Source organism: Clostridium sp. AF50-3 (assembly GCF_003477445.1).
Lineage (GTDB): Bacteria > Bacillota > Clostridia > Lachnospirales > Lachnospiraceae > Otoolea > Otoolea fessa.
The window spans coordinates 13,259-24,356 of record NZ_QUDH01000012.1 but is presented as its reverse complement, the minus strand read 5'-3'; the positions used below and the strand labels follow the sequence as shown (position 1 = coordinate 24,356).

The window sequence follows — 11,098 nt, the reverse complement described above, 5'->3', positions numbered from 1 at the left end:
GATTTTTTGCAATTCCATCCACATACTGAAGATGTTAAATCCGCAAGGAATAGAAGAAAGGAGAAATTATGGGATATTCAAGGATGATCTGCTCCGGAAACCGCGTCATGGTTCTTTTTGAAGGCTATACCCAGGAAGAACTTGCGCCGATCCTGCAGACATTAAACAAACTGGCCTTAAACGTGGGCAATGTGCCCCATGTCATCCCGCCGGAAATGAAGCCAAAATCCGGGGATGAGGCCATGAATGAAGTCTTGCGGCAGGCGGAGAAACCGGCCGGAAGACAGGAAAAGGTTGCGGAACAGAGAAGACAGTCCCTGACTGCCGGGATCCAGCCGCCAAAATTCATGGAAAATGCCATGAAACAGACGGAGGAGAAAGCGGCACCAAAGGAACCGCCAAAACCCGCAAAACCTGAGAAACCAGAGCCAGCTGCTCCGGGTGCTAAAAGTGTGGTAAAGCCGGCAGCGAAAACACCTGCTCCTGCACCAAAACCGCAGGAAACAGCACCGCAGCCTAAAAAAGAACCTGCAAAGCCAGCACAGACCGCCGGAAGCGGGATCGCACAGACTGCAAAAACACCGGAAAAGCCGGTCCGGGAGACAGCAAAGCAGGCGGCCAGTCAGGCACCTGTTATGCAGGAAAAGCCTATGACGCAGCCTGCGAAAACACCGGCGCCGGAAACAAAGGAGCCGGAAAAACCGGATGTAATGACCATGTCCAAAGCCGAGCTGCGAAATTTCTTTGCAACGGTCGACCGCATGGCATTTCAGAAATTGTTACAGTCAAAGGGAGAATTCGCAAACCGCGGAATCTTCCTTGGCCGGGCAAGCGAACAGCAGATGCGTGAATACGCAAGGCTGGTCTTAAACGCCTGACTAAAACCTATAGAGGCCTTCCAAATGGAGGGTCTCTTTTTTTGCGATTTTTCCGGCTGCCCGGCACGCAACGGTATCCATACTGTAAGGGAACCAACAAATGATAAGGAACAGGAGGTTAATATGGAACGTTCAAGAGTAAAATATGGATTACTGCACAACCACACCATGGAATCCAGAAGGGATTCCGCGATGAGCGTGCAGACATTAGTCGACCGGGCAAAAGAGCTTGGTGCGCCGGCAGTTGCCTTAACGGACCACGGCGTCATGACCGGCTATATCGATTTTGCGAGATGCTGCGAGGAAGCCGGGATCAAACCGGTGGTCGGCGTCGAAGCCTACATCGAAGAGGGGTCGGAAGGCAGAAAGCACCTGATCCTCATGTCAAAAAACGACAAAGGATTCCGGGCACTCAGCAAGTTCACAACCGACACTCAGCACCGGCTGGCAAACGGATTTGCCAGAGGCAATAAAGAGCTGCTGATGCGGTATTTCGGGCCGGGCTCGGAAGGACACGGGAACGTAATTGCCACGAGCGCGTGCGTCCAGGGAGTTTTGGCAAGCATTGTCTTAGCTAACCGCTCCGTGGATGACGACATCAATAAACTGCGTGAACAGCAGGATGCATTCCTTTCCCCACAGGCGGAAAGCTACGCGAAAAACTGCTGGAAGCGGGATGCGCTCATGGGAGAACAAAGCGCCATGTCGGTAGAAATTGCGGCATTGAAAAAAGCCGCAAAAAAGAGCACGCAGGGACTTTACCGCAGAGCTACCACCGGAAAGGATGAAGCTAAGCGCCTACTGGCAAAGAAAGAATACGAAGAGGAGGAAAGAAAGAAGGCGGAAGCCGCAGAAAGGCTTGCCGAGGTAAATGCTGCATATGAAAAAAATGCGGCGGTACTGAAAAATCTGAAGGCTTTCATTGCGGCAGACGAAAAGCAGATCGCAAAATGGATGCAGATTGAACGCAGGATCACGGCGATCCGTGAGCGTTACGTGGACGACGCATCCTTAAACAATGCGCTGTTATCGGAAGCGGACTGGTATAGCAGGCTGTTCGGAGAAGGGAATTTCTACATTGAGCTGCAGTATCACGGCTTAGAGATTGAAAAGGCTGCTTATCCGAAGCTTGCCTGGGTTGCCCAGATGACCGGGCTCCCGGTCGTTGCGGCCAATGACGCGCACATCCCGGATAACTCCGCGGATTCCGTGTTAGCCAGGGCGATCGCCCAGTCCACAAGATACCAGTACGAGCGCTGGTATACGCCGGACGCGGCGGATTACGAAGTCTACGTAAAGGATGATGCAGAGCTTTCCGAAGCACTGTTAAAGATCCTTCCGGAAGAAACCGTACAGGAAGCCATGGAAAACGTCGGAGAGATTGTTTCCAAGTGCGAATTCCATTTGAACACGGAAAAACATTATCCAAAATTCGTGGCGCCAAACGGGAAGACCCCGGAGGAATATCTGCGCGAGATGACCTACGCAGGCATCGCATGGAGATATCCGGACGGTGACTTTACAGATTATGACCGACTGGAATATGAATTAAACATCATCTGTTCCATGGGGTATGCGGATTACTTCTGTATCGTGGAAGATTTCCTGCGCTACGCAAGGGTAGCAGGAAAATTATATCTGGATGACCCGGAAGAGCAGAAACTGGCACTGACCTTCGATACGGAACGGATCGCGGCATACGTCAAGGACCGCCCCGGCGAGACCGTAGGCCCTGGCCGAGGTTCCGCAGCCGGCAGCCTGGTATGCTACATGACCGGTATCACAAACATCAACCCGCTGACCTACGGTCTGCTGTTTGAGCGTTTCCTAAACCCGGAACGTGTATCCATGCCGGATATCGACTGCGATATCGAGTCCAACGTCCGTCCGTACGCAATTGAATATGTCAAGCATAAATACGGAGAAGCCACCGTATGCAGGATCATGTCCAAGAGCGAACAGACCGGAAAAGCGGCGTTGCTGACAGCAGCGAAAACCTATGCGTTAAGCCGCGGCTATGACGCGCAGCACTACGTGGCACTCGAAAAACTGATTGCAAAAAAAGCCGAAGAGTTGACAGACGACCCTCTGCATTTAGACCTTCATAAGATCGCGGATGATTTCGTGCGTGAGGTAAAAAATACAGGAACAAAGGTGCCGGAGAAAATCTCCGTAACCGGGTTGAAAAATTCCTTTGCTGGAAACGACGCTGCACAGGGCATTATCCATTTCGCACTGTGTATCGAGGGAACCGTTCTCCACAACGGACAGCACGCCGCAGGCATCATCATTGCGGACGGTGCCCCGGTAGACGACTACATTCCGCTCATCATGTCCAATAAGTCCATGCTCATGACGTCCTGTGATATGATCCAGGCCGAGGAGATCGGACTTTTGAAGATGGACTTCCTCGGTTTAATCAACCTGACGGTCATCACCAACACGGTGCGCCAGATCTATAAGGACACTGGGAAACTGATCGATATGGACCGGATCCCGATGGATGACGCGGATGTATACCGGGAGATTTTTGCGAAAGCAAATACAAACTCCGTCTTCCAGTTCGAGTCTGACGGCATGAAAGGCATGTTAAAGGGTTTCCGCCCAGAAACGATCTTTGACCTGACGCTTCTTGTTGCCATGTTCCGTCCGGGCCCGATGCAGTTCTTATCGGATGTCATTGCCGTCAAGAACGGACAGCAGCCGGTAACGTATCTGACACCGGAGCTGGAGCCGATCTTAAAAAATACGTACGGTGCCATCGCCTACCAGGAGCAGGTACAGGAGATCTTTAAGAGCCTTGCCGGCTATTCCTTAGGACAGGCGGATATGGTACGAAGAGCAATGTCCAAAAAGAAAGAAAAGGTCTTAAAAGCGGAGCGCCAGGCATTTATCTACGGCGACCCGGAACGAAAGATCGAAGGATGCAAAAAGCGTGGAATCAGCGAGGAAACCGCAAATGACCTGTTTGACGAGGTTATGGATTTCGCGAGATATGCGTTCAACAAAAGTCACGCGGCCTGCTACGCCGTTGTTGCGTACCAGACTGCATGGTTAAAGCACCATTATCCGCTCCAGTATATGGCGGCAGTGTTAAACTCCTCTGATTTTGACGGAATCCAGAAACTCTGCGGGGACATGCGATATATGCAGATCCCGTTCGAGGCGCCGGATGTCAATGTTTCAGGAGCGGGCTTCACGATCTATGACAATGCGGTGTATTACGGGCTCAGTAAGATCAAGGGGCTCGGAGCCGCACAGGCACAGATTGAAGAAGAACGAAAAAAGAACGGCCCGTTCCGGAGCATAGCGGATTTTGTGATCCGTACCTGGCCGGACGCTAAGACCTTTGAGAAATTTGTCCGTGCAAACGCTTTCCGACATTTATGCGATAACCGCCAGGCACTTCTGATTGCCTGGGACACCGTGTATGCCAAGGCAATCAAGTCCCTGAAGGACTACAATAAGAAACTGGCCACTACTGCGGAGCCGGACAAACAGGCAAAGATCCGCAAGTCGATGGCAGATAAGGAAGACGTGATCTGTCAGACGCAGATTGATACTTCAGTCTGCAATGACGAATACCAGAACTTAAAGAACGAGCGCGAACTGCTCGGTGATTATTTCACCGGACATCCGATGGACCACTACGAAAGCCCCAAGGAATTAAAAACCGTCGCCATTTCCCAAGCATTAGGGCGCGGGAGAAAGAGCAGTGTCCGTGTAGCCGGTATCATTACGGAATACACGGTCAAAGCAAGACGCACGGACGGACGCCCGATGGCATTCTTCACCCTGTCAGACCAGACCGGGAGCATCCCGATCTGCTGTTTCACGGAACCGTACGCTTCCTACAGCGACCTGCTTGCGGAGGATACGGTCGTAAAGATCAGCGGGGAGATCATGGTGGATACGGATAATGACGCGGAAGAGCCGATCCGTAAGATCAGCGTAAAGACCGTGGAGCCGTTAAAACCGGTCAAGGACATGATCATGATCATGGACACGGACCCGTTCCACTGGATGGACGAGACCAAGGATAAGGTCGTGACTTACGCCAATCCGAACGGCAACCCGGCCTGCGTCTTCTTTGAGTCGCTTCAGGAGATCTGGAAAACGGACCTGGTGTTAAACCCGCTCATTGTAACGGAAGCACCGGTACGCTGCAGCGTGACCAAAACCAGATGACAAAAAAACCACAAATCCCGCAGTTTATGACTGCGGGATTTTTTTTTGCGGGCAAAACATTCAAAAAATCTACATACTGAAGCCGTAAGCAGTAATAAGGCACAGAGTACGCCAGAAAAAGAAAGGAGTTCCAATGATGGAAAAAGAAAAAGCAAAAGAAACGAAGGAGACCAGACAGGCACAGAACCCGACCATGGCGATTGAGGCAGGAGGCGCCATCTTCCATATCCAGTACGCGGACAAAGATGGGCACCGATACCTCAGCCATGACGGACTCGTAGAGTTAGCCCGTGACGCGTTCATGAGCTGTGAGTTTCCGCAGCAGACTTATGCGGATGGGAAGATCGTAACGATCTGTATCGTTACAAACGACCTCGGTTCCCGCTGCTACGGCGTTGGTACCGGAGCGGACGGACAGACAGCTGCAAACCAGGCGTTTGACCGCGCCATGATCAGTGTGTTAAAGACGAAGGATGAAAAAAATGCCGATATCAGTCTTTTGGCACTGAACATCAAGGGGCAGTACGAGTACGAAAGTAAAAAAGCATCCGCTGCTGATTCGGAAGCATTAAAGAAGGCAGAAGCGGAGAATAAGACCCTGCAGGATAAGGTCGCTTCCATGGAGCAGGCCAAAAAAGACAGTGATGCCCTGTTAAAGGATGCAGACGTAAAGGTGAAAGAAGCACAGGAAATGGCAAAAACCGCGCAAGCCAAGCAGGCAGAACTGTCCAAGCAGTGCGAGGAGCAGGGAGTCAAACTTGCGGAAGCGGTAAAAGCTGCGAAGGAAGCGGATGAGCGTGCAAATGCGGAAAAAACAAAGCAGGAGCAGACCATCCAGGCTGAGATCGAAGCAAAAACTGCCATGCAGGAGCGCCTGACTGAAGCGGAAAACAACTTAAAGGCTGCGGTAGAGCAGAAAGAGGAGGCAGACCGCAAGGCGCAGGAAGCTGCAGACGCCCGTAAAGAGGCAGAGGATGCGTTAGCTGCATACCAGGCAACTGCGGAGACCGACGGTAACGCAATCCGCCAGGAACGCGAAGCCAAGGACAAGGCAGAAGCTGAAAAGGCCGCACTGGAACAGATCTGTGAGGCAAACAAGGCAGAACTGGAGCAGGCAAAAACGCAGGCAGCCGAAACCGCGAAGCAGTTAGATCAGGCAACTGGCGAGATCGCAGCCTTAAAAGAGGCGAACGCAGCCAGTGAAGCAGCCTTAAAGGAAGCCGTGGAGGGAAAAACCCATGCGGAAGCCGCACTGGAAGCTTTAAAATCTGAGACATTTGAGGCAAAACGCAAAGCTGACATGGCGATGGCCGAGGAAGCAAAGCGCAGAGCCGAGGCGGAAGAAAAAGCTAAGGAAGAGGCCCTGATGGCGGAAACAGCCGCGCAGGAAGAGAATGTGTCCGAGCCGACAGTGGAAGACATTCCGGAAAGCCCGGCTGAAGAGCCGGCAATGGAGCCAGAAACTGGCGAGGAGACGGACAACAGCGAAGAGGAAACATCCGACGTTCCGTCCGTGACACCGGCGGAAGAGAAAGCTGAATCCGAGCCGCTTACAGACTCCGAAACTAACGCAGCAGAGGAAACGGTAACATCCGCAACTCCGGAAGCTGCCGCAGCTCCTGCTTATGCGCCTGCAACCCCTGCAAGACCGGAACCGGATCGCAGCAGCGTCTACTGGTTTGAACATGAACCGGACTGGGAGACCCCGCAGTCACTGACTCCGGAAAACCCGGATGACGTCCTGTTACAGGAAAGACCGTTTGACCCGAAGAGAAAAGCTACCGATCAGGAACCGGCCGAGACCCGCATGATGCGTCCGGGCCCGAAGTACATCAGCCAGGTACTGAAGTACAATCCGGTACACATCCGCAGCATCATCCGCTACGTGGAAGCAGGCCCGATGTCACATCTTGCTGGACTTTGCATCGCGTACTTAAAGTCACAGCATTATATGCTGGACTGCAGTGGTGACCCGGTTGCCGCAAGCGTGCTGGATTCCTACGGAGTGCCGCATAAGTAAGGAGGAGGTCTATGTACAAGACACCCACCGTCATCTACCAGTTCGCGGAATTCTTCGAATCGGCAGAGGACATTATCGTATACGACTGCGAAACGACCGGGTTAAACCCGGTCAGCAGTGGTAACAAACCACAGGCACACGTCATCGAGCTGTCCGCAAAGAAATTCATGTACATGCCGTTTGTCGGCTTCCTGCCGTTAGAAGAACGGCTCTGGTATATCCGTCCGGTCGAATCGCTCAACGAGAAAATCGTAGAACTTACCGGAATTACGGATGAATTCCTTGCGGACCAGCCGGCGGAAGAAGAAGTTTTCCCGCAGATCATGGAGTTTTTCGGAAACAGCATCGTCTGTGGATACAACAACCTGCGGTTCGATGACCTCTTCCTATTCGAGATGTATAAACGGTATCAGCAGGTATTTAACCCAATGATGTCGTTAGATGTGTACAGACTCGCCCAGGAAATGATCGCTCCGTCCGAAGTGGTCAATTACAAGCTCCAGACCATATCGACCTACTGCGGCGCGGAACAGGACATGTACCATGACGCCGCGTACGATGTTGACGCGACTGTCGATGTGGCGCAGTACCTGATGCGGCGCTTGGAAAATAATTACCGGGAGACCGGAATCCTGATCCCGCCGTATACCGGAGGGATCCGAGTGAAGGTATCCGGCATCTCACGGTATGAGAGAGGGAAGCTGCAGCGTATCTACGCAAACACGACGACTCCGGATGTAACCTTTTACATGGAGATTCCGTCATTGCAGTGGAACTGCAAGCAGAAAGACATCGATACGGACCGGTTTAACATGCCGGACGTGATCGCCCAGGTTTTAAAAATTGCCCGTGTTGGTTCCGAGCAGGAGCTGACAAAATACGGGAAATCCAAAAGCACCGTTTGATACGGTGCTTTTTTTCGTCTGGATCTGAAGCCGAAATGTTAAAATATCCTGTTCAAAAGCTGTATCTGAGGTTTGCGGAAAAAATCACTCTTTTTTTGTCGGAGAAAATTCGGAAAGCGTATACATACTGAACATGAACCAAATAATCATAAGGAATGAAAGGAGACGCAACAAAAATGACCAGAAACATGCTCACGTTAAGAGCGGCGCCGCTCATGTCCGCCATTTTTATGCGGAATGAAGTGACACGAGATGAAAAAGAGCAGATCCTGTCCTCCGTGGAATCGGAGCCGGGGTGCAAAACAGCGATCCGGATCCTGGCAGGCAAACTGCTCCATAACGGTGACCAGCCGGACATGGTGCAGCTTTATGACCTGTTAAAGGAAGGATGAGCAAGAAAGGAGAAATATGAGAGTAACAGACGAAAAAGACCTGCAGAGGGCATTGGATGGCTTTTTACTGGATACTTTCGAAGCATACGGGAATGATGCGGGACTGTTCATGAAGCTGCAACAGAAAGTTGCCTCAAAGACGGTCTCTGACCTTACAAATTTAACGAACATCTGCATCTACAGCGTGCTTCCGGAAGAATACCAGACGGAAAAGGATGCCTTGCTGGCCTACCGGCTTCCGCCGAATGATTTCGGGCGCTGGTATTACGCCATGTGCAGGGCAAATGACAAACTGAATTACCCCTCCAATGAGGGGGATGAAGTAACAGAACTCAATTGGACCAAAATGCAGTTAAAAACCGCAGTGATTGAACGCTTTCCGTATGAGAACTTCAAAACGACTTCCAATAAAAAGAAGACGATCAACAAGAAGCTGCTGGCAGAGCTGCAGTCCACAGGGCTGTTATTTGCAGACGTAACCAAAAACCGCCTGTACATCATGAGCCGTTACGCACTTCCGACGCTTGGACAGAGGGTCCGTGCATCCGGCGACTTTTTACTGGAAAGCACATTCGCAAGGGATATCCTTTTGATGTCCCTGTTCGCAAATTCCAAGATGGTAAAATTCATTGTCCGGGTACAGGACAAACTGTCCAAGATCTTCATGGTCACGACGACAACTTATAATGAGCTGCCGCTCACCATGATCGAGCAGTTATATTTCATGTTTGCCCAGGCGAGCGGGTTTACCGGAATGACCTGCGATGGATGGCTGTTGAACCACAGCATTTCCTGTATCCGGTTTTCCTTCGACAACAACACCGTGATCGACGAACTGCGGACTGCGTATGAAGAAGAACTGGAAACGTTTGATTATACGTACGGGCTGGATGTCCTGCCGAAACCAGGCATCGAGATTAAATCCTCAGATATCGGGGACTGTGCGTTCATCGTGCGCGGTTACTGGAAATTCCCGCATACCATCCTGTATACGGAAGAGGTTGCAAGGAAGCATTCCGGAAAATTCACGTCGGATGACCTGATCACGGAAGTCAAGAATACGATCTTCTCCCGCTATACGGAGCTGCCGAAGGCATTGATCAAGCTTTTGCGCGTCGAGATCACCCCAGAAAGCATTTCCGAGGTGTTCCGGAACCGAGAAAGGCTGGATGGACGCATCCGCACCCTGCAGATGACGGTCGAACGTCTGGAGCAGGCACCGGATACGGATAAGGAGCAGCTTAAGAGCTTCAAAAAGGAACTGGCAAACTGCACGAAGGAGTACACACGGATGGACAACGACATGGCTCTTGCGATCAAAAAACACAAGACCCTGTTAGAGAATATCGTGTTAACGACCCTGCATCGCGTCAAGTCCGGAACCTATGCCACGAAAAAAGCATGGCGTGACCGCATCATCGACAAGCTGGATCCGACCGGAATCTATACCGCATACGATTTGGTATGCGCGATCCTGGATACCCCGTTTGAAGGAAGCGCGGAGAGTGAGGAGAAAACGCAGAAAGCGATCTCCGGGCTGCCGTATCTGGATTACGAGGAAATTCTGTCCAAAGTCCTTTCCAAAAGAAGGGTACGGGCCGGAAAGAAAAACCGGAAGAAATCGGATGAAGCAGAAGATTTTACTGCGGAGGATCAGGATATGGATGATGATGGCGCAGCCACCGAGGAAGTGTCAGAGGATCCGGATTCCGAAGGTGCTGACCGGGAGGAAGATGGCAACGCCACGGATTAACGGACGGCAGCCGGGCTCTCCCGGCCGCCATACAAGAGAGGAGCGACCATGAGAAAAAATGGAGTTATATTGAACATCAACCGGACCGGTGGTCTGGTCATGCTGATCGGGACGGTCTTAAGCGTCACGAAAAAGGATGACAGACGGTGTACGATCCGTATCCAGCACGAAGTGGACGGGGAATGGAAACGCACGGATGTGACATTCTGGAATGACCTGGATGCTGAGGAAGACTGGAGACGGCATACTGCTGACCGCGTCCTGAATATGAAACCGAGAAAAGGCAGCGTTGTAATGATGCGCTGCAAATTCCAGAATGAGACCATGCAGAATGCGACTGGATACTCCATGTACTATAACGGCCTGGTAAAAATAAAGCCGGACGGGGAACATGATGAGGAAAACCGGAACGTGGTATTCGGTACGGTCTCAAGCTTGAAGGATGTTACCGTATGCGGAAGTGACGCGGTACGTGCCAATGTTTACGTCGGAAAACGCAATGTTAACGGGGTACCGTCCTTCCATTACGTGACCGTCACGCTGATGAATGACCTTGCGATCATGGCAAGGACGGACTTAGCACCGGTCGCCAACGCGGACGATACCATCACAAGGAAAAAAGCAGCGTTTTGCTGCGGAAAGATCGCGGTCTATTATCATTCAGTACCGTGTCCGATCTGCGGGGAACCGATGGCATATGACCCGACGGATAACTGCATGTGCTGTGCGGACTGTGGCATCACGCAGGAACCGGAGCCTGGCAAAAAGCAGGAAAGTGCTTTCGCGACCGACTATATCGTAACCGGTGAGATCACGACACTCCGCGCGTAACCAGGCAGGCGCATCATAAGAAAGACAATCCACAGGCCCGCCATAGCGGGCCTGCGTCAGATTGCGGAAACGGACGAACACCAGAGGAGAGACATCCCCGCAGCATTTGCGGTAAGGGATGCAGAAAGGAA

The 11,098-nt window shown here is 51.7% G+C and carries 7 protein-coding genes; all 7 read left to right on the top strand.

Annotation, left to right across the window (positions count from 1 at the left end; genetic code table 11):
- Positions 1-68 precede the first annotated feature (68 nt).
- A complete protein-coding gene (locus DW085_RS13045; protein WP_118493036.1) occupies positions 69-878 on the top strand; it encodes a hypothetical protein in 810 nt (269 codons plus the stop codon).
- 123 nt (positions 879-1,001) lie between these two features.
- Positions 1,002-5,066, top strand: a complete 4,065-nt coding sequence (gene dnaE, locus DW085_RS13040; RefSeq protein WP_182430877.1) for a DNA polymerase III subunit alpha — start codon at positions 1,002-1,004, stop codon at positions 5,064-5,066.
- Positions 5,067-5,199: 133 nt separating this feature from the next.
- Positions 5,200-7,086, top strand: coding sequence for a hypothetical protein (locus DW085_RS13035; RefSeq protein ID WP_147353954.1), 1,887 nt, complete (start codon positions 5,200-5,202; stop codon positions 7,084-7,086).
- 11 nt (positions 7,087-7,097) lie between these two features.
- Positions 7,098-7,991: a 3'-5' exonuclease gene (locus DW085_RS13030; RefSeq protein WP_118493030.1), complete on the top strand. Its 894-nt coding sequence runs from the start codon at positions 7,098-7,100 to the stop codon at positions 7,989-7,991.
- 176 nt (positions 7,992-8,167) lie between these two features.
- Positions 8,168-8,383, top strand: coding sequence for a hypothetical protein (locus tag DW085_RS13025; RefSeq protein WP_118493028.1), 216 nt, complete (start codon positions 8,168-8,170; stop codon positions 8,381-8,383).
- Positions 8,384-8,399: 16 nt separating this feature from the next.
- On the top strand, positions 8,400-10,136 hold the full coding sequence (locus DW085_RS13020) for a hypothetical protein (RefSeq protein ID WP_118493026.1): 1,737 nt from the start codon (positions 8,400-8,402) through the stop codon (positions 10,134-10,136).
- A gap of 48 nt (positions 10,137-10,184) precedes the next feature.
- Positions 10,185-10,967 (top strand): hypothetical protein, encoded by a 783-nt coding sequence (locus tag DW085_RS13015; RefSeq protein WP_118493024.1) that lies wholly within the window; start codon positions 10,185-10,187, stop codon positions 10,965-10,967.
- The last annotated feature ends 131 nt before the right edge of the window (positions 10,968-11,098 follow it).